The sequence below is a fragment of the Planktothrix serta PCC 8927 genome (genome assembly GCF_900010725.2).
GTDB lineage: Bacteria > Cyanobacteriota > Cyanobacteriia > Cyanobacteriales > Microcoleaceae > Planktothrix > Planktothrix serta.
Window position 1 is genome coordinate 448,568 of sequence record NZ_LR734877.1, and the last position, 25,857, is coordinate 474,424.

A 25,857-nucleotide genomic window follows, 5' to 3' on the forward strand; every position below is an offset into this window, starting at 1 on the left:
ACACGGTTAACCTTGGGTTGGCTGGTCTCAGGGGATACAACCCTTCTGAGCATCACAGAGTCACCGATGATGGAAAAGAATTGTTGTTATTAAACCGTGTTGTCCTTTACGCAACTGCTACCTCAACGTCCCTGGTTTGGGGTTTCACAACAATCCATTTTCCCGTTTCGGGATCACGATAGGCGATGAAAGGGTTGGGGCGCAGTTCTTTGCTGGAAGATTGAGCAGCCATAAGTGAGCACTCCAAAGACTTAGCCTTATCTTTAAAATTGTGCCCTTCATCCTTGGGGTTTACCGTGATATTATCCTGATCTGAGTGTGAAATAGATCAGGGGTTTTAGGTGATGAGAGACACAATAAATTAGTGATTTGCGCCATGTTAATGTAATAATTAGTATGATGATATCAATCAAATGTTCAAGCTATATGAAAAAAGTAGAAGATGAAAACTAATTTTATATTATCTCCTAATTCTTATGATTTAATTCCTTCTAAAAAATTTTCTGCTGAATTTAAGCAGACGGCTTTTGTCTTAATTCAAGAATTTAAAAATCAATCTTTGAGATCTTTTTTAAAAGAAAAATTTGAAATTTCAGAAAAAGAAGTCTATGTTATAAATGTAAAATTCAAAGAATCGATTCAGGAATTTATAGCTACTCGAAATAAAAGTTTTGGAGTTTTTTATACCCCTTTTAATATTGCAGATAAAATCATATCCACAATAAAAATAGATAGTAATTTTTCCTATTTAGAACCTAGCGTTGGCACAGGTAACTTTATCATACTCCTGATTGAAAAAATCAGGCAAACTCTACCTAATATCTCTCTGGATAACCTCCTAAAATCTATTTATGGATTTGAGATTGATAATGAAGCTTTAGAAATTTGTAAGTTAAGAGTTCTTCTGTATTTAGAAAATTATTATTTTATTGATCAACAAATTTATAACAAACTCAATTTTTATGTTACAGATTTTACAATAAAAGCACCTTTTGGATTTGATTTTTTAAAAAATTTTAACAGCCTCTATCAAGATAGTCCAGAAGTTTTAGAAATAAAAAAGAGTCATAAATTTGATTACATTTTTGGGAATCCACCTTTTATTACATTCTATGGGCGCAGAAGTAAAAAATTATTGGAAAGTTATCGAAAATATTACTTAGAGAATTATGAGTTTATACCTAATTCAGTTATGAATGGTAAACTCAACTCTTATATGTTTTTTATAGAACAGGGCTTAAACTTATTAAATAAAAATGGTCATTTGATCTATTTACTCGATAATTCCATATATGAAACATCGGGTGAACATATTCGTAAATGGATTATAGCTAATTTTCAAATTCATTCCATTACTCAAGGATTTAGTGATTTTAATAATGTCTGTAGTGGTCAAACAATTTGGCATATTATTCAATGTAAACCTGAAACTGAAATGATTTTAGAAGATCATAATAGTGATCACAAACCCAGTCAAAAAATCAATCAATGTACTTATCTTAATAGTCTTGAATGCAAAATCGATTTTCAACAAGATAATTTAATTATTGCTCAATTTAAGAAATATAAAAATATTAATTATTATTTTCCTGGAAAATCGATCAGAACTTGTTGTATGTTGTTAAATTTAACGGATAAATTTTTAGTAACACCAGAAGAATATAAACAAGATGAATCGGGTTTAATTATGCCTTATCTTGAAGGAGGTAAGTCCTTATCTCATCCCGATGAACCGTTTAAATTTGAAAAATATATTAAGTATGATTATCAATTACAACTGGATATTAGCGAAGAAATCAGAAAACAATTAGAGCAAGAAGGTGTTAAAAATAAAAAGCGTATTGGTTTAGGTAAACTAGAAGTTTACCAAGCTCCCAAAATATTTATTAGACAATCTTCCAATAAACTGATAGCAAAATTTACAACGGAAAATTTTATGGCTAATAATAGCCTCTATGTATTAACTCCTATTTACTCTAATTTTAGTTTTGATATTTGGGAAGATATTTTAATCTATACGGAAAGGTTACTCTGTTCCACTTTATACTCCTATCTTGCTCATCAATTAAAAGTTATCAGAAAAAATGTTAAACAACAACCTCAAATCAAAATTAGTGATCTGAAACAGCTTCCTTTTGTACTAGATACTCACAGCGATTTTTTTAGGGAAATTATAGAAGTTAATCCAATTAATAGAAAAAAAATAGATTCTATAATTTATGAAAACTTGTGTATAAGTACACCAGAAATTAAGAAGATAGAGTTTTTTTTACAATCTGTTTAACTGTATCAAAATTATGACTTAAATTTTTAAGACCTAATTCTACTTTCCTCTCTCTAAAGACTGCTGTAGTTTTTCTTGTAATAAATCAATAAACTCTAAAAGACTTCTTTTTTCAGGATGAACAGCATAATTAACCTGTAACTGATTATTCGGTTGAATCCGAAAACTATGATGAATATCTTTTAACATAAAAACATGAACCATTTTTCCTTGTGGTGTTTCTACAAATTTCATCCCTGTTCCTTGAGAACGATATGCAATTTGGCAATAGAGAGCAAAATAATTACCTTTTTTAAAAAAATCTAAAAACTTTTTGTAAGTTCCCATATCAGGATTACTATCTTTATGCTTAAGATTAGTTGCTTTAATATCGATCCAAACTAACTCTTGTTCACCCGGATAAAATTCATATATAAATTTCAGATCATAAGGACTTTTGGTGTTGCTGGGGAGAGAAACTTCAACTTCTTTAAAGGCTGGTAAATTTGAAGTTTTTTTAACAAACATTGATTCTAAGTCATAACTAATTTCTGCTCCTCCTCTAGTGCTAACAGAAATCGGTAAGGTGGGATTTTCTTGAATAATCTGCTCAAATATAGCAGTGACCTGATTAATAATAATCTCTTCTTTTTGCTGCCAATCCATAATTTACTTTTTAAGTTTAACTTGAAAAAAATCAATATTAATATATCATAGAAAAACAAAAATTAGAATAATTTTAACTAAAGAAATAATAGCCTGCAATCACAGGCTATTATTTCAACGATTAAAGATTAATTTCCCTAACCGCCAATCATCATCGGTTGGGGTTCAAAGGTGGGGAAAATGCGATCGCCATTGTAATCGGCTGAGACTAAAGGATGACCATAATAGGCATCAATTAACAGTTGTTTCAAGTCCTTAATTAAAGGATAACGAGGATTAGCCCCAGTACATTGATCATCAAAAGCTTGATCAGCAACTTCATCTAATTTAGCCAGAAATTCCGCTTCAGTTTTATCCGTTAAAACCTCTTGAATGGAAGCCGGAATTCCCACTTGACGTTTTAATTCTTCGATGGCTAAAATTAACCGATCTACTTTTTCATCTTCCGTTTCTCCTCCTAGCCGCAGATAATCCGCAATCCGAGAATAGCGCCATTTAGCATTCGGATATTTATACTGGGAAAATGTGGCTTGTTTGAACGGAACATCGGTGGCATTATAACGAATAACATGACTAATTAATAGCGCATTCGCTAACCCATGAGGGATATGAAATGTTCCGCCTAATTGGTGAGCTAAGGAGTGACAAATCCCTAAAAATCCATTTGCAAATGCCATCCCTGCCATTGTAGAGGCATAGTGCATTTTTTCCCGTGCTTTAGGATCATTTGCCCCATTATGATAGGAACTGGGCAGGTATTTAAAGATTAACCGAATCGCTTCTAAAGCTAACCCATTGGTATATTCCGAAGCCAATACCGAAACATAAGATTCTAAGGCGTGGGTTAAGGCATCAACACCCCCGAAAGCGGTTAAACTTTTGGGCATATTTAACACTAATTCCGGGTCAATAATTGCCATATTCGGCGTTAACGCATAGTCCGCCAAGGGATATTTAATATTCGTCCGTCGGTCTGTTACTACTGCAAACGGTGTCACTTCTGAACCCGTTCCCGATGTGGTAGGAATCGCAACCATAATCGCTTTGTCGCCTAAAGGAGGCAGTTCATAAACCCGTTTACGGATATCCATAAACCGCATGGCTAACCCTTCAAATTCAATATCGGGGTGTTCATACATGAGCCACATAATTTTAGCCGCATCCATCGGAGAACCGCCGCCAATGGCAATAATCACATCGGGTTTAAACGTATTCATTAAGGTTAATCCCCGTTGTACCGTGTCTAAAGAGGGGTCGGGTTCAACATCGTAGAACACATCATATTTGACTCCAATTTCCTCTAAAACTTCTTCGAGAGAATTGGTAATACCCAAATCAAATAAGGGTTTATCGGTGACAATAAATGCTCGTTCTTTTCCGGCTAATTCTCGAATGGCAACGGGTAATGATCCATATTTGAAATAAATTTTGGGAGGAATACGGAACCAGAGCATATTTTCCCGGCGTTCAGCAACGGTTTTAATATTCAATAAATGCCGAGGTTCAACGTTTTCGCTAATGGAATTACCGCCCCAAGTTCCACATCCTAACGTTAAAGACGGGTCAAGACGGAAGTTATAAATATCGCCAATAGCCCCTTGAGAAGAGGGCGTATTAATTAAAACACGGGCTGTTTGAACGGTATCTTCAAACCGTTTAATATGGTCAATATTACTGGGAGAAGTGTATAAAGCCGCAGTATGTCCCCGTCCGCCTAATTGTACTAAAGTATCAGCTTTAGCAACGGCATCCTCAAAATTTGTAGCCCGATACATGGCTAAAATTGGGGAAAGTTTTTCATGGGAAAAGGGATCATTTTCGTCAACTTCGATGCCTTCTCCAATAATGACCCGTGTTTCTTCGGAGAGGCTAATTCCTGCTAAGGCAGCTAATTTTTGTACAGGTTGACCGACAATTTCCCCATTCAGATGTCCGTCAATAAAAATCACCTTTGCCATACGTTCCCGTTCTTCAGGCGTCAGGAAATAAGCTCCACGCTGAGTAAATTCCTGCTTGACTTCTTCATAAACGGAATCAACCACAATTACCGATTGTTCACTGGCACAAATCATGCCATTATCGAAAGTTTTACTAATAATAATTGAGGAAACGGCCATTTTAATATGGGCGGTATCATCAATTAAAGCGGGGGTATTCCCTGCACCGACTCCCAAAGAAGGATTACCGGAAGAATAGGCTGCCCGTACCATTCCTGGCCCCCCGGTGGCTAAAATCAGTTTAATGTCGGGGTGCTGCATTAAGGCTTGGGACAGTGGAACAGTGGGGGTATCAATCCAGCCAATAATATCTTCCGGGGCACCGGCTGCGACGGCTGCATCGAGGACAATTTTAGCGGCGGCGGTGGTACAGTGTTTGGCGCGNGATCGCATTTTTTCAACAACAAAATGTAGGGGCGGGTTCTGTAATTATCTTCAATTCTAACCAATAATCTAACTAAACCCGCCCATCAGATGATGCGATCGCTGCTCAGAAGAAAGGGCGGGTTTAGAGAGATAATTACTGATAATTAAAGCTCGTCTCGGAACCCGCCCCTACGGTTTAATTGTTGATTATTGCTCAAATGCGATCAGATTTTTTCCACAACAAAATGTAGGGGCGGGATTCTCGTATCTAGTCCAATCAAAGTTAGAGTCGATCAGAATTTTTATTAACTTTCACTCCGCCTAAAGGCGGGTATTCTACATCCCACGCTTGAAAGACGTGGGCTTTGAATACGGTTATTGTAACAAAACTTGATGTTTTGGGGTCAGGTTCTCATGCTTACCACAACGGTAATCTGATAAAATATTTAATGACCAAACTGGCAAAGCAGTCTCAGTCCCCTGTTCATCACTGGGGTGGGGATGTCAGGATAGAGTCTAAAACAACTCGAAAATTAGGGCTTCAACCCTGAACAGGAGCGTCTAATGGAGCCAACATTCCCCTAGTTGTCAAGTTTGTTGCTCCGTAAGGACAAAAATAGGATAAAAATAAAAAGATGAGAGATGTTTAAAAAACTTTAGGAGGAGAATCTATGGACTTCGATTTTCGCATTCTCATTGTTCTATTACCTCTACTCGCGGCGGCGGGTTGGGCTTTCTATAATATCGGGGCGATCGCCGTCAGACAAGTTCAAGGTTTTTTAAATAGAAGTTAAATATAACTCTTAAACAATGCTTTTCCCTATCCTGTGATTAGACGGGGTAGGGTTTTTGTTGTTCAGAGAATTTCAGACTTGTGATCCATATCACTGTTTCGGGAAAACTTCTATCACCCTTCTAGTCCGTAAATTATCACCCTTTGATGGGATAACGCTCACTTCAATCATTGATAACGTTCATGTTGACTGCTAACGAATATCACCGATTTTAGCCGGAATTAAAATAATAATAAAAACTGTAAACGGTTATGAGTGACAGACATGAAACTGACTTATCGTGGTGTTCCTTACGAACTCAACGTTCATTCTGTAGAAACCTGGGAAAGCAATATTTTTGTCAAATACAGAGGTATAGGTTACAATTATCGTCGTTCAATTCATCCTCTGAAACCCTTACCTCAAGCATTAAAATATCGAGGCTTAACTTACGCCGCTTCAGATGTGAATTCTATTTCTCAACCTGTTGAACAACAATCCCCTACTTCAGTTTTAAAGGTTGTTCCCCTGTTCAAATGGCTAAAATTAAATAATCTCAAAGCCCATTTTTAAAACTTTTATCTAGTGGAAATAATAACGGTTTGGTTTTTATTGAAAGTAGCTATACGCTACTTTTTTTTGTTATAATAAAAATCTATAATTCTTCATTCTTAATTATGTCAATGACGGTTACAGTTAAACTGTTTGCAGCGTTTCAAGAAGCCTACAAGGTTTCTGAATTAATCTTACACCTTCAGCCTCAAACTCCGGTGTCTGCAATTTTAGATCAGTGTATTCAGGAGCATCCTGAACTCGAAAAGTGGCGAAACGTAACAGGATTTGCAATTAATTTAGAATTTGTAACTCCCGATACTGAAATCCAGGAGGGAGATGAGGTTGTTTTAATTCCCCCCGTGAGTGGCGGTTAATTTTTCCCAAATAATAAAGAGCGCTCTCCCCCTTTCAGTTCAACAGAGCGCTCAGTCCCCAAAATTTCATCACAAACGTATATTATCATAATGGCTCCAAAAACAACAGCCCCCTTGGATATAAAATTTTATCTACATTCAATCAACTGAAATAGAGGCTAAAACCTTCTAAATCTCCTGAACACAATAACGGGCGCGTCCTTGCTGTTTGGCTTGATATAGAGCTTGATCTGCGGCTGCAATCAAGTCAGAAACAGAGGTTAAAGTCGAAGGGATCGTATAAGTTACCCCTAAACTTAACGTTAACCACTGACTGACTATGGAATCAGCATGAGGTAATTGGAGTTGCAAAATCGCCCCTTGAATTTGTTGGGCGATATAAATTGCACCCTCCCGATTTGTATTCGGTAAAATAATTGCAAATTCTTCTCCGCCATATCGAGCGACTAAATCCGCAGGACGTTGTAAAAGATCCTCAAGGGTTTGAGCGACTTGTTTTAAACAAGTATCTCCGGCGGGGTGTCCATAGTAATCGTTGTATTGTTTGAAATAGTCAATATCACACAAAATTAAAGCTAAATCAGCGTGTTCCCGTTGTAAACGTTGCCATTCCTGTGCTAAATATTCATCAAAACGGCGACGATTTGCTACTTGAGTTAAACCATCAACGGTGGCTAGACGTTTTAATTGTTGGTTAGCAACTTGTAATTCTTGATAAAGTTCAGATTGTTGAATAGCGATCGCTAATTGATCCGCAATGGCACAAGTTAACTCAATTTCCGACTCTTTCCAACCTCTTAAATGTTGATGTTTGAGTAATCCTAAACAGCCCCAAACTTGAGAACCCACCCGCAGAGGAATCGGCAACCAACTTCCTGAAATTCCGGTTAAATGTTGAATTTCTTGGGAGTTAGGAACATTAAAATCATCCGTTTCTAAACGATTGAGTGGCTGAATACTAGGAAGAATTGGAGGCGTAGCATAGGGACTGTAACTATAGGAAGCAACCTCTTGCCATTGTTGTTTTTGGGGAAAATGTTGTAAAATACAAGCTCGATCCACACGCAATAAAGTGACAATTTCAGCAACGGCCGTTGAAAAAATTGTATCTAAATCTAAAGATTGACGAATAACTTGAATCACATGATTTAACGTTTGGGCGCGACGTGCTTGATATTGGGTTTGTTGATAGAGTTGACTTTGTTGAAGGGCAATCCCAACTTGTTCTGAGATTTGTCGAAGTAACGTTGCTTCCCATTGTAACCAATGACGTAAACCTTGATCTTGATAAATAATTAAAAGTCCCCAGAGTTGATTTTGTTCAAATAAAGGAACCATAATAGCGGAATAAATTCCCCAATGTTTTAAGACTTTTAACAGTCCCGAATTAATCGGATCATGATTAATATTATTAATCACGCGCATCCGACCACGACTAAAATTTTTATAGCATTCTAAGGGAATTAAAGGAGCTTGGGATCGTCGGTGTTTTAAAGATTCATCTAAGTTCGTTTCTGCAATAATCTTTCCTTGACGATTGGGAAAAATTCGATAAATCAAAACCTGATCACATTCCAATAACTGTTGAACTTCTGTAACGGTTGTATTGAGAATATCATCTAAATTCAAAGACTGACGAATTTGATGGGTAATTTCCCACACTAAATGCTCTTGAACAATCAGTTGACATAACGCTTTTTCGGCTCGTTTTAGAGGCGTAATATCTTGAAAAGTGGATAAAAATAAAGGATTTTGCTGATCTTGCATCATCACTGTAGATAAAAGCAAGGTTTTTGACTGCCCATTTTTAGTTTGAATTGTAGTTTCTATATTAAATATTGAACCCATTAAAGCCACAAATTTTAATTGATCTTGAGCCTTTTTATAAGCTTCAGGATTCGGATATAATAAACCCAGAAAATTAACATGGGATTGAGCTTCTTCTAAAGTATATCCGGTAATTTCTGTAATTTTTGAATTGAAAATATAAAAATTCCCTTGTTTGTCACTCAGCGTAATCCCACTGCCAACGGTTTCAATCACTGTTTTTAACCGATTTTGTGTCGTTAACAGTTGCATTTCTGCTTGTTTGCGATCGGTAATATCAACGAAGTAACCCACAATTTCCGCAGGATTTCCCCCCCCATCTTTAACCAGTCGCATTTCTAATTGTAACCAGCACCAATTGCCTTGGGCGTGTAAAAATCGAGCTTCATGAATATGGGTTCCTGTTGCTAATAATTGAATAAAAGCATCCCGCCATTGATCCTGATCTTCATCGGGAACATAGTTGTGCCAAATATCTTCTTCTCTCAAAAATGTAGCGACATCATATCCTAAAAGTGTCTTTACATTGTCACTAATAAACGTAATTTTATAGTTAGGTTGGGGTTGACAACTAAAAATTACCGCCGGACTACTGCGAAGTAATTGTTTCAGGCGTTCACTGACTTGATGCAGTTCCGATGTCGTCTGTTGACGACGCTGAAGTTCTTCTTGTAAACCATCATTGGCTTGGGTTAATTCGGCTGTCCATTGTAATAAACTGAGTTGAAGTTGTTCATTAGACTGTTGAACAGGAGTTTCCGTTGGTCGATTTTCGGTAATATCCACCACCGTACTCAGGAGTAAATTTCTACCATCGCCTAGTTTTCCCAACCTCAGAGAACTCCACTCCCAAACCCGCAGATGGCCATGACTGTTCGTGATCACATACTCTTGAAAGATGTGAGGTAAACGAGAATAACCCACTGGATTCTTCACACTGGGTAGCGGTTCTGGGCTGGTAAATCGTTCCATCCAAGCCGATAGAGTGGGTAATTCTGCTACGGTGTAACCTGTAATTTCAGCCCAACATTCATTAATTTGCACCACTTCGCCATCTTCAGCGTGGAGCATGATCGGGTTAGGCGCAGATAAAATGGCTTGGTAAAGCCATTCCTGGGGTTGGGAATTTTGATCCCTCCCCTCCTGATAGTTCTGTTCTAGTTCCAGAGGGTTAGATTCTTCAGTTTGAGAACGGCGATAGTCCATACGATTAACTTGATAGGTGATCCACCCGATTAAGATTAGAAATAAAACCCAATTCATCAGACTTTGGATCATCTCTTTTGGTTCGCTGCTGTAGAGATGATAGTGAAATCCTAAAGAGATTAATCCCTGTAGGAACAACCCGATTAAGGCTAAACTCGTTTTTTGGGAAAAATACTTCCTCTCTCCTCGGTAAAATTGATTGATTTTAGTCTTTTTTCTGCAAAAATAGGACTGTTGTGAACCCGTATCAAGTTTCCAAGAGTGATTGATTTCATTAGGATTCATATTGACAATTCCATTTTTTAGAGGGCGATTAATTTTAACCTCTATGTTTTTGTGTTTTCCTCTATCTATAGCTAAGAAAATTAGCTTTTGCTAAAAAAAATTAAGATGAGGATTAAGCCCCCCTATTCACAGCAAAATAGGGGGGTTATATTTATTAGTTTATTCAAAAAACTAGATGTGGTAAACAGTGTTATTACGGAACTTCAAGCCTAGTTTTAACAAGGCTTGATCGGGTACTGGAGCTTTGATCCTGATTAATTCCCTTATTTCTTTTGATAGAGGTTATCATTGAACGGATATTACCTCTTAAGGCTCTGGATGGTTAGAAATGTTTTATCCTATAGGAGTATGTTAACACGATCTGATTGTGGCCCCTGGATAATCCCGTCAGCACCCCGCTCTGAAGATACGGGGCTTCATGCCTCTCCTTTGGATAGCTGACCAGCTATAGCCTTAACTGGCTACGTTATTGGGAAGCGTTAAAGTTCTTACCTTGGGATGCGAAGCTAGTCCCAAGCTCTAAAACTCGGGCATTTAAACAGTTTTACGAGGGGTNGTGGGGGGAGAAAATAATCCCGTTACGGGTTTTTAGGGCAATTAAAGCTTTAAAAATTGCCGTTGATGTCGGGTTGGTGGTGGGAACAATTCCGGCTAAAATTCCGACGGGTTCGGCAATTTTTTGGAATCCAAAGGATTTGTCTTGTTCGATGACCCCACAGGTTTTTTCGTGTTTATATTTGTTGTAGATAATTTCTGAAGCAAAGTGATTTTTAATCACTTTATCCTCTACAACCCCCATTTCGGTTTCTTCTACAGCCATTTTTGCTAAGGGAATTCGTGCTGCATTTGCTGCGAGCGCTGCTTTTTTAAAAATGTAGTCTACCTGTTCTTGGGTATAGCTGGCATACTTTTCTTCTGCCGCTTTCACCCGCTTGATCAAGGCTTCAAGTTCATCAATGTTGGTAACTTTATCAATCATTATACGTCCCCCCTGTTTAGGGTTAGATTCAGGTTGTTGTGCTGTTACTTTATATCATAATGGGTTTTATTTGTTTTGGAATCTGAGTGTCAGAAAATCAACAGAATTTTTAATAGAAATTTAATGTTAAAGCGGCTCCAAAAGACGAACAGGAGAGGGAAAGCTCGGCTACAAAGAGGTTTCATAAAAGTTCGGGTCGGAGAATCGTTGTCTTCTGTGATCTTTCTGGGGCAAAATTTAAGATATTTTTTAGATTTTACGTTGGATTTTTCTTAAGAAAATGTTATCTTTGACCCCGGATATCTCATTTTCGAGTTAAAAGGGTGTCGTCGGATGGATGCCCTAGACAGACTGGCAAATCTAACTTTGATACCCCCAAAGGGGGAATTAATCGTTTCAGAATTTTCTCAGAATCATTATACTTTTTAACTTAATTTTATGATTGGGTGGGGTTCGGTTGCGCTCAATCTTCCTGTATCTAGCCCTCAAATCTTGAAACTTTATAAGGATCGGGTATTTTTACTGAAGTTAGATTATAATAGAAAAGAAAAAAAGCTGGAATAAAGTGTTTAAAACTACAAAATTCTTTGTGATTTTGTCCTCGTTCCAGTTACCCGTATAAGGAGTGGTGTATGCAAACCACAGCAACACGAATCGCTGACCCAGCCCATGATGTATTACGCTACGAACATCAATCCCTGAATGCTATTTTTAACCCTAAAACAGTGGCTGTTATTGGGGCAACGGAAAAACCGAATAGTGTCGGTAGAACCCTCCTGTGGAATTTAATTAGTAATCCCTTTGGAGGTACGGTTTTTCCTGTTAATCGCCATCGCAATAGTATTTTAGGAATCAAAGCTTATCCGAGTATTAAAGATACCCCGGAACACGTTGATTTAGCCATCATTGCTACCCCGGCTGCTAGTGTTCCGGCTGTGGTTCAAGAGTGTGTTGAGGCGGGAGTTAAAGGCGTTATTATTCTATCGGCTGGATTCAAAGAAATTGGGCAAAAAGGCGTAGAATTAGAACAGAAAATTTTGCAAATTGCTCAGTCGAGTAAAATGCGAATTATCGGCCCTAACTGTTTAGGATTAATGAATCCGTTAACGGGATTGAATGCCACCTTTGCTAATGCGATGGCAAAACCGGGCAACGTGGGATTTATTAGTCAAAGTGGCGCTTTATGTACTTCTATTTTAGATTGGAGTTTCCGCGAAAACGTTGGATTTAGTGCCTTCGTTTCCATCGGTTCTATGTTAGATATTGGTTGGGGAGATTTAATTTATTATTTAGGCAATGACCCTAATACCCAAAGTATAGTCATTTATATGGAATCCATCGGGGATGCCCGATCTTTTTTATCGGCGGCGCGAGAAGTTGCCCTAACAAAACCGATTATTGTGATTAAAGCCGGACGCACCGCCGCCGCCGCTAAAGCCGCTGCTTCCCACACGGGGGCAATGGCTGGAAGTGATGATGTTTTAGATGCTGCCTTTAGACGCTGTGGCATCTTGCGAGTTTATCATATTGCTCATCTATTTTCAATTGCAGAACTCCTCAGTAAACAACCCCGCCCCAAAGGGCCACGACTCACAATTTTAACCAACGCTGGCGGGCCTGGAGTATTAACAACGGATACCTTAATTGAAGAAGGAGGAACTCTCGCCCAACTTTCCTCCGAAACCCTTGAAGCCCTGAATCAAGTTTTACCTCCCCAATGGAGTCATAATAACCCGATTGATATTTTAGGGGATGCTGACCCCGAACGCTATGCCAAAGCCTTTGATGTTGTCGTGCAAGATCCCAACAGCGATGGCATTATCGTGATTTTAACCCCCCAATCCATGACTGACCCCAGCAAAACGGCGGAACAGTTGAAATATCGCTGTATGAAAATGCCCAATAAACCGATTTTAGCGAGTTGGATGGGGGGCGCGGATGTCGCATCGGGAATCAAAGTTCTCAATCAAGCCAATATTGCCACCTTTTCCTATCCCGACTCGGCGGTACGGATGTTTAACTATATGTGGCGCTACACCTACAATTTAAAAGGCTTGTATGAAACCCCCAGCCTGCCCAAAATCCATGAAGATGAGGGTCTAGTTTGTGATTGTGTTCAACATCTAATCGCCTCTGCTTTAGAAGAAGGAAGAACACTTTTAACTGAGTTTGAATCCAAACGTCTGCTCTCAGCCTATGGGATTCCAACGGTTCAAACCTGTATCGCCTCGAATATAGATGCAGCAATTGATGCAGCCGAGGGGCTAGGGTATCCCGTCGTATTAAAATTATTGTCAAAAACGATTACCCACAAAACCGATGTGGGGGGAGTACAACTCAACCTGGATACCGCAGAAGCCGTGCGTCAAGCCTACACCGCCATTGAAACTTCCGTTGGTGAACAAGTGGGGGCAGAACATTTCCAAGGGGTGACGGTACAACGGATGATCAAATTAGAAGGCTATGAATTAATTATTGGCAGTAGCCTTGACCCCCAATTCGGCCCCGTGTTGTTGTTTGGCATGGGGGGACAATTGGTAGAAGTGTTTAAAGACCGCTCCTTGGCTTTACCTCCGTTAAATACCACCCTTGCCCGGCGGATGATGGAACAAACGAAAATTTATAAAGCTTTATTAGGGGTACGGGGACGGCATCCGGTGGATATGGAAGCCTTAGAACAGTTATTAGTCCGGTTTTCTAATTTAGTGGTGGAACACCCTTGGATTAAAGAAATTGATATTAACCCGTTGTTAGCTTCGGAAAATGAGTTAATCGCCTTAGATGCGCGGGTGGTGTTACATTCGCCAGAAACGAAACCGGAAGATTTACCTAAACCGACTATTCGTCCCTATCCGCGACAATATATTACCCATTGGGTATCCAATAAAGGAATAGCAATTACCATCCGACCCATCCGTCCTGAAGACGAACCCTTAATGGTCAAGTTCGATGAAAGTTTATCTGAGGAAAGCGTCTATTTAAGGTACGCTCATTTAGTGAAACTCAGTTCTCGGATTACCCATGAACGGTTATCGCGGCTGTGTTTTATTGATTATGACCGGGAAATGGCGTTAGTGGCAGAATATAAACACCCTGAAACCGGAAAACCTCAAATTATTGGGGTCGGACGTCTGAGTAAAGGCTATGGTAACGATGAGGTAGAATTTTCTTTACTGGTGAGTGATAGTTACCAACGTCAAGGCATTGGTACGGAGTTACTGCGACAACTGCTGAATATTGGACGTCAGGAGAAAATGCCTCTGATTTTTGCCGAAATTCTCAGCGATAATCGGATTATGCAGAATATTTGTGAGCAATTAGGATTTACATTAAATCGAATGATTGGTGAACCGATGGTGAGGGCAGAAATTCAGTTGTAATTGCAGACTAGAAACCGGGTTTCAACCCTAACTTTTTCCATCTCAACAGATTGATAATGAATGAGAAAGAGAATAGTTAATCTGAATCATGGTTTAAACTCCTAGGATGAGCCTAAGAATAGAGGGCGGGTTTAGAGAGATAATTACTGATCATTAAAGCTCGTCTCGGAACCCGCCCCTACGGTTTAATTGTTGATTATTGCTCAAATGCGATGCCGCAAGNTAAATACAACAATTTTTGTCGATTCCCAATCCAATATTCACGGGGAATAAATTCCCCTGAGCGGTCACTGAGCTTGCCGAAGTGTCGTTTTTCCTCCGCGCTCGCTTATAGATGCGGTTTCCAAACTTCCCATTTTTTTATTATGACCCACCATGTAATTTATGATGGCAATTGCAACTTATGTACGACACTGGTGCAACTGTTAGAAATACTAGATCAAGGACACCAGTTTAACTATATTCCCATGCAGGATCAGCAAGGGTTAAGCCGTTTTGCCGTGACTCCCTCACAGTGTAACCTAGGAATGATTTTGATTGATGGGAATCAACCTGAAAACCGTTGGCAAGGAAGCGATGCGGCGGAAGAAATTGGCAGACTTTTACCCGCAGGAGAGATCTTTGTTGCCGCTTATCGGGGTTTACCTGGGTTAAAATGGGTAGGCGATCGCATCTATGAACAAGTTCGAGATCATCGATATCTTTTGTTTGGTAAACGTTCAACACCTTATCAGTCTGTTTACCCCAGTTGTTGTAACATAGAAGGGAATAGGCAATAGGCAATTACGAATTACGAATTACGAATTACGAATTACGAATTTATAGCAGTCGTCAAGGCAGTTAGGACATAGACTGATGCTAAAACCTAAACTTGTGTTCCTCTTTTCCTGTGGTGTTCCCTGTTCCCTGCTATAGTATAATTTCTAGTTAAGAGTTAATGATTTTAATAATACTTCTGGCTTGATTCTAATTAATTGATAATCTCCTTGATTTTCTAATAATTGATAATCAGATGATTTTAACCCTAACTTTGCAATTTCTTGCGGTTGTGTAATAATTAAAACCGTATCAACTGAACTATTTAAAGGAAATAATTCTAATAATCTTTGCTTAATATTGTAGGTCATGAACTGTATTGGTTGTTGGGTATAAAACACCAGACTGGGTTTAAATATCCCAATGACTAATAAAGGTTCATACGGTTGCTGAACTTGCCGAACTCGGATGGATAATTGTCGCAGAGGTAAGTGTCTTTGAGTATCTAATAATTGACCCGCAGGTAAAGCCACTAAACTCATAAAAGCGAAGAATCCTAGAGCATTTCCTAACCATACCCCCCGTCGCCATTGGGGTCGCAAGAGACAACAAAGGGTAATTCCACTCGCTATTAACCAGATGATTCCTGATACCGTTGGTAAGTGACTGATTTGTAATAATTGCGAAAAATTTGGGGTATCATCGCCGATTAATTTAGGGCTAAGAAAACTAGCGATCGCTAACGCTAATAAAATTAGAATATTCACCAGACCAGTAATTAAAAAGGGTAAAGCAATTTTATTTTGATCTGACTGAATCGGATTTTTTTGATTACCCCAGATACTAATTAAAATCACACCTGCGGGAATACAGGGTAATACATAACTAGGCAATTTAGTCGCAGAAGCACTAAAAAATCCGAAAATAATTACAAACCAAAATAGAGCAAATAAACCTAAATGTTGAGAACGATCTTGCGATCGCCAATCTTGGATTTTCCAAAATTTAATCTGATAAATTGCTACAGGTAAATACACCGACCAAGGTAATAAAGCCACTAAAATCACCGGAAAATAATAAAACCAAGGGCCAGGATGATTACTAACAACATTGGTAAACCGTTCAAAATTATGATGTCCAAAAAATGTGTCTAAATAAGCTTGACCATTAGCTAAAGTGACTAAAATAAACCAGGGAACTGCTATGATTAGAAATATAAAAATTCCCGGTAATAACTGCATTTCCCTGAGAACACTTTGCCATTGTCGGGTATAAATTAGAAATCCCCCAATAATTAAAATAGGAAATACAATTCCAATCGGCCCTTTCGCTAAAACTGCTAAAGCAGCAAAACAATAAAAGGTAAAATACCACCCCTTTTGTTGACGAGTTCGGGGTTGAGCATAGCCCAAGAAAAATGCTAATAATGAAATTGTTAAACAACTGGCTAAAAGCATATCGGAAACCCCCGTGCGTCCCCAAGCAATCCAAGCCGGATTTAAAGCCATCATTATCATTCCCCACCACGCTCCTATCCAAGCTTGACGGGTAATTGCGGATGAAGTTAGAGACCCATTATTATCCCTCTTAACACCAAAATAACGCAGGGTATAGAATACAAAAAAGGTAGAAGCGATCGCCATGATTGCGGACGGTAATCGTGCCCCCCATTCATTCACGCCGACGGCTTGAAAAGCGATGACTATTAACCAATAAATTAAGGGAGGTTTATCAAAGCGAGTAACCCCATTCCAATAGGGAGTAATCCAATCTCCTGTTAGGTGCATTTGTCGAGCGGCTTCAACAAACATCGGTTCGGTTTTATCAATTAAACCAATATCGCCTAAATGACTTAAAAATGCGATCGCACTGAGTAATAATAATCCCAGAATAGAAATACCCCAAGTTACTTTAGGATAATTTTCCCAAGATTTCCAGATAGTTTTAAGAGAGGGGTTGACTGTTGGCTGTTGACTACTCACTGTTTTTTAACCTTCTGATGTTCACGCGAAATTTTTAACCACGCCAAGCTAATCGTTAAACAGATATAGCCTAAACCATAACCTGCTAGGATATCACTCGGCCAATGACATCTTAAATAAACGCTACTAAACCCAATAATTATTAACCAGATTGTAGCGAATCCATAAATATAGGGAGTCGATTTTGGATAACGTTCTGCGAGCAGATAAGCGATAAAAAAATAGAACAAAATATTTCCCGTCGCATGACCACTTGGAAAACTTCTACCTACGGATTTTACGAGCCGATCTAAGGGACGACTGCGATCAATCATGGGTTTGAGAATTCTATCAACTAAAATTAAAATTCCCAAGGTAGAAAAAGCTAAAACTTTAGCTTCTATCCAGTGGCGTTTCCAAACTAAAAAAACCAAGGTGAAGGCGATAATAACCGCCGTTCCTTTTACCCCCGTTAATAAATAGAAAAATCGAAAATAATCATCCCAACTTGAGGTAAAAATTTGATGGGGAACTTGAATTAAAATTTGGTCTAATAATAAATCATCTTGAAGATATACCCGAATTGACAGTAAAATTAACGGAACTAAAATTCCTAGACAAATCAAAAATTGTTGTTTGGGAATTGCCTTTTTTAACGAAACAAAGTGATGATTTAAAGTTAAACGCATTATCTTTGACGTTTACAGATTCGCAATTGATGGAGTTTTTATTATACAATAAGTTGAGAATCCGGGTTGATCCCGAACAAACAGAAGTTAAAAAGTTATTTAAGTTTGCAAAGCATTCCAGTAGAAAGAATTAAAATAGTTAACAAGGACTTAATGAGGAAGCGACAATCGATGCTAGATACCCTTGACCTGACATTATCGCTGGATAAAGAAAGCTACAAAACCCAGATAGAAGCCTTAATGAAGGAGTTGCGATCGCTTCAACAGACCTGCCGAGATAAAAAATTACCGATTATTATTGTCTTAGAAGGGTGGGCTGCGGCTGGAAAAGGCGGACTGGTCAAGAAAATGGTGGGATATATGGACCCGAGGGGGTTTACCGTTCATCCCATTTGGCCCCCAACCAATGAAGAATCCCGCTATCCCTTCCTGCGACGGTTTTGGCAGAAATTGCCTCCTCAAGGCAGTATTGGCATTTTTTACCACAGTTGGTATACCCATGTTTTAGAAGAGCGTTTGTTTGGACGGGTTTCAGAAGCTGAAGTCCCTATGGCGATGCGACAAATTAACGCCTTTGAACGCCAACTGGTGGACGATGGGGTAGCGATGGCAAAATTTTGGATACATTTGAGTAAAAAAGAACTCAAACAACGGCTGAAAAAATCTTCAGAAGATGAGTTAGAAGCTTGGCGGGTACGTCCTGAAGATTGGAAACAGGCGAAAAATTATGATACCTATTGTACCTTAGCCGAAGAAATGGTGATTCATACCGGGACAGGTTCGGCTCCCTGGACATTGGTGGAGGGAGATTGTAAACGCTGGGCCAGGGTTAAGGTATTATCAACGATGGTGGCATCGATTAAAGAAGCCTTAGACCGTTTGCATATACAGGTACCTCCTGTATTTACAACACCCCAAAACCATTTAGAACCCACCGAACCGAACCCCCTAGCGGCGGTTAATCTCAAATCTGCCTTCGCATCCGATGACTATAAAATACAGTTACGTCATCAACAAGCAAATTTAGGTCAACTGCAACAAACCCTCTATCAACAACAAATTCCTATTTTAGCTTTATTTGAAGGCTGGGATGCGGCTGGCAAGGGGGGAGCCATTAAACGGTTAACGGATATTTTAGATCCCCGGAGTTATGAAGTAAATACCTTTGCTGCACCTACAGATGAAGAGAAAGCTCATCATTATTTATGGCGGTTTTGGCGACGCTTACCTCCGGCGGGTAAATTGGGAGTATTTGACCGCAGTTGGTATGGTCGGGTTTTAGTCGAACGAGTTGAAGGCTTTGCGACCGAATTAGAATGGCGACGAGCTTATCAAGAAATTAATGAATTTGAGGAACAGTTAACCAGCGCTGGCTATGTGTTAGTAAAATTTTGGTTACATATTGATCAAGAAGAACAGTTGAAACGCTTTCAGGAACGCCAAGACAACCCCTATAAATTACATAAACTCACGGAAGAAGATTGGCGTAACCGGGAAAAATGGCCCTTGTATGAAGTAGCCTCTAATCAAATGATTCAACGTACCCATACCCCCAATGCTCCTTGGACATTAGTAGCTGCTAATGATAAATATTATGCCCGTGTTAAAGTCATTGAAACCGTTGTTGAGGCGATTCGCCATCATTTAAAACATCGCTAATTTTTGACTTAATTTTTGACCTCCTCTCCCCCGTCAAGTGACGAGGGAGGATGAGAAAAATTCCTCTAACTCCATGTTTGTTACCCTAACTCGAATTGTATTTCTGTTGCTAGTGGCTGCCATTGCATTTAAAGTCTGGCAAATTTTGGGCGGTAAGGATAATAGTTTAATAAATCGGTTATTATTCATCCTGGTTTTAGTTTTAATTATTACCGCCTTAATTTCGCCGGATAGTCAAGTGGGGTTAGTGGTACTAGGAATTTTATCTATCCTTTTTAGACCCCTAGGGTTATCGATTTTACTGTTATTAATTGCTTGCATCTTTATTAAAAATGGTAAAATTGATAAACCAGGACCGTCCTTGATTTTAGTGGCTTTATTAATTTTAATTGTAGCGAGTACCCCTGTCTTTGCGAATTGGCTGGCCCAACAAGTAGAAAAAGTTGCCTTAAAAACTGTACAAACGGATTTATGTTGTGGAGAACGGGCAGGTGCAATTGTATTATTAGGACAGGGAACTACAGAACCGAAATTATCCTATCGTAAACAGATTCAATTAACAGATACGGGCGATCGCATTCCCTACGCAGCCCAACTATTGCGAGAAGATCGAGCCCCGTTTATTATTGTTAGTGCTGGGCCTCGTCACGAATTAGTTAATCCGATCATTGAAGGCAATGATGTCAAAAAACTATTAACTTATATGGGAATTTCCTCAGACCGAATTCTGCTCGAATCTCATGGAGGAAACCTTTATAATAGTGCTGTAGAAATTTATCAGATTATGCAGAAACATCATTTAGGTCGAACAATTATTCTGGTGACTTCTGCCTTAGAAATGCGTCGGGCGAGTTTAACTTTTGCCAGAGTAGGGTTTAAGGTAATTCCCGCACCGACGAATTTTTATACCTTTATTCATCATAAAAAATATCTTCGTCACATTACCGGGGCAGATTTCGCACCGAGTGCAGAAGCATTATTACTCACCACTAGAGTTTTAGATGAATATTTTTTAACCTTCTATTATTTTATGCGCGGTTGGTTAGCACCGAGTATTTAAAATTAATAATTGGGATACTCAGGAGCAGAATTTTGCTGTAATTCAGGAATTGAAGATGAACCTGACCCGGCAGAATTTCCAATGAGCGCAATGAAGAAAAAGAGGATCAGAAATAAAAATCCTAGTGTTTCCCAATCAGAATTTTTGGCAGGTTTAGGTTTTTTATCCTCTTCAACCGATTTAACATCTACTTTAACTTCTATCTTTTTCCCCTGTAATGGGCCATGCAGTTTAATACTGTTACAGGTAATTTGATCCGTGATATTGTCTTTATTAGACATGGTGGTGCTTCCCTGGGTGTCAATCTTGTACTGATGCAGGGATCAACTACAACAGGGTTAGCGATAATTCGGGATCAAAATTAATTTATTGGGTTGTTCAAAACTTAGGGTAAAGGAATCAAAAAACCGGGTTTCTGGCTATTGTCTAGGGAATTAAATCTTGATTTATGGTTCAGAAACCCGGTTTCTGTGTCGGGACAGATTTGATCAGCAGTTCTGTTGTTTACAGATCACGGTTAAAAACCCATCCCACACCCGACTATTCATTGCGGAATTTGGAGAGGAAATTGCGAAGTTGTTCCCCCGCAACATCTCGTCCACCTAAACCAAAAGCAATCGCGATCGCCACAGCAATAGCTCCTAACAATAAACCAAAGGCTAAATTGACAATATCGCTGGCAATTCCCATTTGTTGTAAAGCCATTGCACCCACAAAGATAATAATCGCAATTCGAGCCGATTGTGCTAAGAGACTAGATTGACGAGTTCCCGAACTGGCGATTAAATCATGAGCTAAATTGGCAAAATACAAACCAATGGCAAATACAATAATGCCAATTAAAACTTTACCCGCAATCACAATCAGGCTATTGAGGATTGCTGTTAACGCGGCTAACCCTAAAATATCCGTTGCAGTCACCGCCGCAAACAACATAATCCCCACTAACACAATAATTCCGACTAATTCAGACGGTGTGCGTTGGGGGACGGGAGTTAAATCGGGAGAAACTGTAGATTCTGTTGGTGGGTTTCCTTCTGTCCAAGTGCGTACCTCAACAACGGGAGAGGTGGGAGTATGAATTCCTAACCAGCGAAAGACTTGATTAAATCCCATACTGGTGAGAATATTCGTGACCAAATCTGCCACAAAACGCCCAATCAAATAAGCAGCAATTAAAACTAATATTGCTAAAAAGATTTGGGGTAAAGCGTTGAAGATTTGCGTCAACATTAAAATTGCTGGCCCAGAAATCGCCTCAACTTTCAGGGTTTGTAAGGCAGAAATTGCTGTCGGAATCAGAATTAAAATGTAGACAATCAATCCAATAATGGACGATAATCTTTGATTCCCGGTGAGCCGATTTAAACCTAAACGACTGCCAAATTGATCAATTCCAACAGCCGCTAAAAGATTGGTCACAATTCGACTCACCACTTGAGCCACTAACCAACCTGCACCTGCTATCACTAAAGCCGCAACAATATTCGGGAGAATAGAAAGGATTTGATAGAGCATTTGTTGGACGGGCTCTAATAATCCTTGTAATTGAAGCGTACTGAGAATTGCAGGTAAAAATAACAGAATGATGAACCAATACAGAGCATTCCCTAATGTTTCACTCAGGGAAAATTGATCCGACGGTGCATCATTCACTTGTTGATTTAAGCGTTCATCCAAACGAAAGGCTCGGAAGACTCGAATTAATAAAGTTCGGGCAATTGTTGCTAAAATCCAAGCTACGGCAATTAAAATTGCCGCCCCAAACATTCGGGGTAAATAGTTTGTAATTTGGTTAAGTAAACTGGTTAGGGGTGTCGATGCTGCGGTAAGCTGAAGCTTATCTAAAAACGCAACAATTGCAAAGATAAAAATAATCCAGAATATGGCACTCCCCAACCAATCTTCTACCGGAAGTTTATCTTCTTGTGCAGTTGAACCCGAAACCCAACTAGCGATGCGGTTATCTAAGTCTGTTTTTTTAAACAAACTTTTAACTAAAGATTGAGCAAATAAGGCGACCAGGTAGCCCAGGAGTAAAATTACACAAGCCAGGGCAATATCCACAACGGATGTTTGACCTAATTTGAGATTATTGAAGTCAAGGGGGACGGCTAGAGGGCTATCCTGAGCTAAATAAAGATGGGATAAGGAAGATAATTCCTTTCCCAACACTGCTATTTGATGATAGGTTCCATTCATAATCGATCATTCCAGTGACTTACTCAATGTCCAAACGTTGGCAAGATGGCAATTCTCCCAGCTTTTCTTTAGGGTTTAAACACAGTTAACCCCTAAAGTTGAGGTCTGGGTCTAACGGGAAAATCAACCGTTTGATCAAAGTCCCGGCTCTGTTGTGTTAATGAGAGTGCATCTCAAGTCTGGTTAAAATGGTGGAAAAAAACGCTAAAATTGACTGTTGTTCTGGGTTTTCCGATAATTCCCTCCTTGATAGCGGGACTTTTTCCCGTTTAGATCAAAGAAATCTGCCTATAGCTTGAAGGTTATGATGCCATCTCGTCAAGTTTTTGAACAATCGATTTTAATTCGGGCTAATGCAACGGTCGTGGAACGCTGTTTTACGGATTTGCAACTGATGCACCAATGGTTAAACCCGATGTTACGCTGTGAACCCCTTGAAGTGTGGGATACCAATGTGGGAGGGCGTTGTCGATTTGTGATTAAACTTCCTCTATTCCAACCGACATTAAAAACAGTGGTTTTAGAACGGGAACCGGGGTTAATTGTTTGGGGATTTGAAGGGTATTTTAAAGGATGCGATCGCTGGGAATGTATTCCTGAACTTCAAGGAACTTATTTATTAAATCGGTTTGAATTTGAAATCCCTAATCCTTTGATTGAATTCGGGTTTAATCTGTTTGCTGCTGCTGTTACAAAATCCGATATGGAAACTCAATTAAAACGTTTAAAACAAGTGGCGGAACGCCAATCAATAATTAGTAATTAGTGTAGAGACCGACCATGATCGGTCTCTACCAGTAATCAGTCAACCGTCAACCCTAAAAGTTGAGTTATTGACAAAGGCGCTGTTGAACTGCGGGTTGAGCTTTCAGGAAAGCGATGGCTTGTTCCCCTAAACTAGAAACATCATTGTAGAGGTTGATCAGATTTTGAACATCAATCGTAATTGCATTCACTCCCTGGTAGCTGAGAAGCAATTCTAACATTGAGAGTTCGCCATCACGGGTAACATTGCGTAATGCAGCAATCACCTTGTCAACTGCCACATTAACGGTACTTCCCGAAGCGACAAATTGATTAAAAGCTCCTACTACTAATCTGCCATAAGTGGAGTCCAGCAGATCATTGACAACATTAGTTGGAATTTGGACAGAATAATTGAGAGCTTGACGGAATTGTTGAACCTGATCTGGAGTGAGTTTAGCTAAAGTCACCAAAGAACGAAGTTGATTGGACTGATCCCCAGTTTGAGCAAAGGTTTGTAAATCTACAATTGCTAAAGAAATATTCGCTGGCCCATACATCAATCTTAACTCATCAATAGCAGGTGCGGGTTGAGCAAATATTCCCAAAGTAATTGTTAATCCCAAAACCATTGCTAATGCAAGGGATATATATTTAGATAGACCCTGAGTGAAAAATTGATAGGGGTTACGAACTTTTTGAAACCAACGTCTTGATGTTAAGTTCATTTGTTCCTTCCTCACAAGTAAAATTTAGTAACACAGTTATCTTGTTGTCCCATACTATAGGTCTGTTTGACCTATATTTAGGTTCCCCTAAATAGAGACTTCTCAAACTGTTACATATTCTGGCTCATTTGATCCAGTATCTGCCGAATTATAGCAGCATCCTGAGCCGTTGACTGAATTTCTAAATAATTCTCTAAATCTTGCCTTGCTTCTCTCCATCGCTCCAAATGGTAGTAGAGAATGCCCCGATCGCGTTTTTCATTCACTGAATCTGGAAATAGTAGTAAAATCCGTTCAATCACTCCTAATGCGGGTTCAATTTTGCCCTCATTGAAATAAATAACTTTCAAATTCATCAACATTCGACCCAAAAATTGATGAGGAGTAACCGTTGCCAAAAATTCGGGTTTCATCTCTACAGATTGTTGATAAATTTGGCTTAATCTCATCGTACAATCTTCGGAAAATAAAATTTCCCCTTGATTAAAAGCATCAACATAAATTCCCACATCCTCAAATTCAGGACGGATTAAAAAATGCCCTGGCATTCCAATCCCCACCATCGGAAAATCAATGCGTTTACACAACTGTGAACTACCTACACCGCCCTAATCGGGTCGGTGTAAGCTTCCGAATTCACAGACCGATGCCCTTTCACCTTGCGGTTATCCGGTCTTACACAGCCTCCATCGGCAAAGACGGGGTTCCCTCCGCCTTCAGTTAATATTCTGATTCCTTCATTCCTGATGTTAAGTGCAGCGTTTATGTCGCGGTCATGGTGAGTATGGCAATTTGGGCAAGCCCATTCTCTGATACCCAGAGACAACTCACTTAGGATATGACCACAACTCGAACAGATTTTGGAACTAGGAAAAAAGCGATCAATTTCTACAAGTTCACCACTTTTTTGCTTTAACTTGTAATCAATAAAGTTGACGAATTTTCCCCATCCCACATCAGATATTGCTTTTGATAGCTTCCGGTTTTTAACCATTCCCTTGACGTTGAGGTTTTCAATGACAATCACTTGACTTTCGTTTACCAATTTTCTTGATAATTTATGCAAGAAATCTTGGCGGGAATTGGTTATTTTCTCATGAACCTTAGCTACAGTTTTTCTAAACTTCTCTCTCGAAAAACTACCTTGAGTTTTTCGAGAGAGTTTTTTCTGTTTTCGGGCTAAATTTTTCTGGTGACGATATAAATGTTTAGGGTTAGCATATTTAGTTGCGCTATCTCCGTCATGAACAATTGCGAAATCTTTTAACCCCAGATCAATCCCAATAATCTGATCTCCCGACTGTTTAACGTCAGTTCCTTCCACTTCACATAAAATTGAAGCAAAGTATTTATCAGTCGAAGTTTTGGAGATTGTTACCGTTTTAAT

The 25,857-nt window shown here is 39.1% G+C and carries 19 protein-coding genes and 2 pseudogenes; 9 read left to right on the forward strand and 12 right to left on the reverse strand.

Translation table 11 applies throughout. The annotated features are described in order from the left end of the window. Positions 1 to 106 precede the first annotated feature (106 nt). A complete protein-coding gene (locus tag PL8927_RS28875) occupies positions 107 to 232 on the reverse strand; it encodes a hypothetical protein (protein WP_269322026.1) in 126 nt (41 codons plus the stop codon). 210 nt (positions 233 to 442) lie between these two features. On the opposite strand from PL8927_RS28875, the gene PL8927_RS18615 reads away from it, so the two are divergent. After that, positions 443 to 2,284 (forward strand): Eco57I restriction-modification methylase domain-containing protein, encoded by a 1,842-nt coding sequence (locus PL8927_RS18615; RefSeq protein WP_083624586.1) that lies wholly within the window; start codon positions 443 to 445, stop codon positions 2,282 to 2,284. A gap of 39 nt (positions 2,285 to 2,323) precedes the next feature. On the opposite strand, the gene PL8927_RS18620 is transcribed toward PL8927_RS18615, so the two are convergent. Then, complete coding sequence (locus PL8927_RS18620) at positions 2,324 to 2,929, reverse strand: hypothetical protein (RefSeq protein WP_083624589.1); 606 nt, start codon at positions 2,927 to 2,929, stop codon at positions 2,324 to 2,326. A gap of 137 nt (positions 2,930 to 3,066) precedes the next feature. Next, a pseudogene (gene adhE / locus PL8927_RS18625) lies at positions 3,067 to 5,310 on the reverse strand (bifunctional acetaldehyde-CoA/alcohol dehydrogenase); the annotation flags it as partial. A 653-nt stretch (positions 5,311 to 5,963) separates the two neighbouring features. Here adhE and PL8927_RS18630 point away from each other — a divergent pair. From PL8927_RS18630 to PL8927_RS18640, 3 genes are all read left to right on the forward strand, one after another. Then, positions 5,964 to 6,086, forward strand: a complete 123-nt coding sequence (locus PL8927_RS18630; RefSeq protein WP_083624595.1) for a photosystem II protein Y — start codon at positions 5,964 to 5,966, stop codon at positions 6,084 to 6,086. Between the two features lie 264 nt (positions 6,087 to 6,350). Then, the gene (locus tag PL8927_RS18635) at positions 6,351 to 6,638 is read left to right on the forward strand and encodes a DUF4278 domain-containing protein (RefSeq protein WP_083624597.1); all 288 of its coding nucleotides are present in this window, start codon (positions 6,351 to 6,353) and stop codon (positions 6,636 to 6,638) included. Between the two features lie 104 nt (positions 6,639 to 6,742). After that, positions 6,743 to 6,994 carry a MoaD/ThiS family protein gene (locus tag PL8927_RS18640; protein WP_083624599.1) on the forward strand — a complete coding sequence of 84 codons (252 nt, stop codon included), beginning with the start codon at positions 6,743 to 6,745 and terminating at the stop codon, positions 6,992 to 6,994. Between the two features lie 168 nt (positions 6,995 to 7,162). Here PL8927_RS18640 and PL8927_RS18645 read toward each other — a convergent pair whose 3' ends face one another. Together PL8927_RS18645 and PL8927_RS18650 are read right to left on the reverse strand one after the other, a co-directional pair. Beyond that, a complete protein-coding gene (locus PL8927_RS18645; RefSeq protein WP_083624602.1) occupies positions 7,163 to 10,312 on the reverse strand; it encodes a diguanylate cyclase domain-containing protein in 3,150 nt (1,049 codons plus the stop codon). 556 nt (positions 10,313 to 10,868) lie between these two features. Next, positions 10,869 to 11,306 (reverse strand): annotated as a pseudogene (locus PL8927_RS18650) (bifunctional acetaldehyde-CoA/alcohol dehydrogenase); the annotation flags it as partial. Positions 11,307 to 11,923: 617 nt separating this feature from the next. On the opposite strand from PL8927_RS18650, the gene PL8927_RS18655 reads away from it, so the two are divergent. Beyond that, positions 11,924 to 14,671 carry a bifunctional acetate--CoA ligase family protein/GNAT family N-acetyltransferase gene (locus PL8927_RS18655; protein WP_083624605.1) on the forward strand — a complete coding sequence of 916 codons (2,748 nt, stop codon included), beginning with the start codon at positions 11,924 to 11,926 and terminating at the stop codon, positions 14,669 to 14,671. A 365-nt stretch (positions 14,672 to 15,036) separates the two neighbouring features. Beyond that, positions 15,037 to 15,450, forward strand: a complete 414-nt coding sequence (locus tag PL8927_RS18660; RefSeq protein ID WP_083624607.1) for a thiol-disulfide oxidoreductase DCC family protein — start codon at positions 15,037 to 15,039, stop codon at positions 15,448 to 15,450. Between the two features lie 144 nt (positions 15,451 to 15,594). Here PL8927_RS18660 and PL8927_RS18665 read toward each other — a convergent pair whose 3' ends face one another. After that, positions 15,595 to 17,409 (reverse strand): ArnT family glycosyltransferase, encoded by a 1,815-nt coding sequence (locus PL8927_RS18665; protein ID WP_156093241.1) that lies wholly within the window; start codon positions 17,407 to 17,409, stop codon positions 15,595 to 15,597. Continuing rightward, positions 17,406 to 18,077, reverse strand: coding sequence for a phosphatase PAP2 family protein (locus PL8927_RS18670; protein WP_083624610.1), 672 nt, complete (start codon positions 18,075 to 18,077; stop codon positions 17,406 to 17,408). The genes PL8927_RS18665 and PL8927_RS18670 overlap by 4 nt, the downstream gene beginning before the upstream one ends. A gap of 171 nt (positions 18,078 to 18,248) precedes the next feature. On the opposite strand from PL8927_RS18670, the gene pap reads away from it, so the two are divergent. Together pap and PL8927_RS18680 are read left to right on the forward strand one after the other, a co-directional pair. Next, positions 18,249 to 19,736 carry a polyphosphate:AMP phosphotransferase gene (pap, locus tag PL8927_RS18675; protein ID WP_083624613.1) on the forward strand — a complete coding sequence of 496 codons (1,488 nt, stop codon included), beginning with the start codon at positions 18,249 to 18,251 and terminating at the stop codon, positions 19,734 to 19,736. Positions 19,737 to 19,809: 73 nt separating this feature from the next. After that, positions 19,810 to 20,796 carry a YdcF family protein gene (locus tag PL8927_RS18680; protein WP_083624616.1) on the forward strand — a complete coding sequence of 329 codons (987 nt, stop codon included), beginning with the start codon at positions 19,810 to 19,812 and terminating at the stop codon, positions 20,794 to 20,796. 2 nt (positions 20,797 to 20,798) lie between these two features. Here PL8927_RS18680 and PL8927_RS18685 read toward each other — a convergent pair whose 3' ends face one another. Next, on the reverse strand, positions 20,799 to 21,077 hold the full coding sequence (locus PL8927_RS18685) for a hypothetical protein (RefSeq protein ID WP_083624618.1): 279 nt from the start codon (positions 21,075 to 21,077) through the stop codon (positions 20,799 to 20,801). Between the two features lie 259 nt (positions 21,078 to 21,336). Further along, entirely contained in the window at positions 21,337 to 22,998 is a 1,662-nt protein-coding gene (locus PL8927_RS18690; RefSeq protein ID WP_083624621.1) for a mechanosensitive ion channel, read from the reverse strand. Between the two features lie 307 nt (positions 22,999 to 23,305). Between PL8927_RS18690 and PL8927_RS18695 the strand changes: the two genes are divergently transcribed. Beyond that, positions 23,306 to 23,764 carry an SRPBCC family protein gene (locus tag PL8927_RS18695; protein WP_083624623.1) on the forward strand — a complete coding sequence of 153 codons (459 nt, stop codon included), beginning with the start codon at positions 23,306 to 23,308 and terminating at the stop codon, positions 23,762 to 23,764. A gap of 64 nt (positions 23,765 to 23,828) precedes the next feature. Here the strand turns inward: PL8927_RS18695 and PL8927_RS18700 are convergent, their stop codons facing one another. The 3 genes from PL8927_RS18700 to PL8927_RS28590 all read right to left on the reverse strand — a co-directional run. Beyond that, a complete protein-coding gene (locus PL8927_RS18700; RefSeq protein WP_083624626.1) occupies positions 23,829 to 24,470 on the reverse strand; it encodes an alpha/beta hydrolase in 642 nt (213 codons plus the stop codon). 110 nt (positions 24,471 to 24,580) lie between these two features. Further along, positions 24,581 to 25,057 carry a SirB1 family protein gene (locus PL8927_RS18705; protein WP_331281844.1) on the reverse strand — a complete coding sequence of 159 codons (477 nt, stop codon included), beginning with the start codon at positions 25,055 to 25,057 and terminating at the stop codon, positions 24,581 to 24,583. An 11-nt stretch (positions 25,058 to 25,068) separates the two neighbouring features. Beyond that, on the reverse strand, positions 25,069 to 25,857 hold a 789-nt coding region (locus PL8927_RS28590), incomplete at its 5' end, for a transposase (protein WP_231506062.1).

What these genes read in the sequence shown, in the direction of transcription:
- PL8927_RS18640 (WP_083624599.1), top strand. Translation starts at nt 6,743, where the DNA reads ATGTCAATGACGGTTACAGTTAAACTGTTTGCAGCGTTTCAAGAAGCC.
- PL8927_RS18695 (WP_083624623.1), top strand. Translation starts at nt 23,306, where the DNA reads ATGCCATCTCGTCAAGTTTTTGAACAATCGATTTTAATTCGGGCTAAT.
- PL8927_RS18620 (WP_083624589.1), bottom strand. Translation starts at nt 2,929, where the DNA reads ATGGATTGGCAGCAAAAAGAAGAGATTATTATTAATCAGGTCACTGCT.
- PL8927_RS18645 (WP_083624602.1), bottom strand. Translation starts at nt 10,312, where the DNA reads ATGAATCCTAATGAAATCAATCACTCTTGGAAACTTGATACGGGTTCA.
- PL8927_RS18615 (WP_083624586.1), top strand. Translation starts at nt 443, where the DNA reads ATGAAAACTAATTTTATATTATCTCCTAATTCTTATGATTTAATTCCT.
- PL8927_RS18670 (WP_083624610.1), bottom strand. Translation starts at nt 18,077, where the DNA reads ATGCGTTTAACTTTAAATCATCACTTTGTTTCGTTAAAAAAGGCAATT.
- PL8927_RS18655 (WP_083624605.1), top strand. Translation starts at nt 11,924, where the DNA reads ATGCAAACCACAGCAACACGAATCGCTGACCCAGCCCATGATGTATTA.
- PL8927_RS28875 (WP_269322026.1), bottom strand. Translation starts at nt 232, where the DNA reads ATGGCTGCTCAATCTTCCAGCAAAGAACTGCGCCCCAACCCTTTCATC.
- PL8927_RS18685 (WP_083624618.1), bottom strand. Translation starts at nt 21,077, where the DNA reads ATGTCTAATAAAGACAATATCACGGATCAAATTACCTGTAACAGTATT.
- PL8927_RS18690 (WP_083624621.1), bottom strand. Translation starts at nt 22,998, where the DNA reads ATGAATGGAACCTATCATCAAATAGCAGTGTTGGGAAAGGAATTATCT.
- PL8927_RS18630 (WP_083624595.1), top strand. Translation starts at nt 5,964, where the DNA reads ATGGACTTCGATTTTCGCATTCTCATTGTTCTATTACCTCTACTCGCG.
- PL8927_RS18660 (WP_083624607.1), top strand. Translation starts at nt 15,037, where the DNA reads ATGACCCACCATGTAATTTATGATGGCAATTGCAACTTATGTACGACA.
- PL8927_RS18700 (WP_083624626.1), bottom strand. Translation starts at nt 24,470, where the DNA reads ATGAACTTAACATCAAGACGTTGGTTTCAAAAAGTTCGTAACCCCTAT.
- PL8927_RS18680 (WP_083624616.1), top strand. Translation starts at nt 19,810, where the DNA reads ATGTTTGTTACCCTAACTCGAATTGTATTTCTGTTGCTAGTGGCTGCC.
- pap (WP_083624613.1), top strand. Translation starts at nt 18,249, where the DNA reads ATGCTAGATACCCTTGACCTGACATTATCGCTGGATAAAGAAAGCTAC.
- PL8927_RS18635 (WP_083624597.1), top strand. Translation starts at nt 6,351, where the DNA reads ATGAAACTGACTTATCGTGGTGTTCCTTACGAACTCAACGTTCATTCT.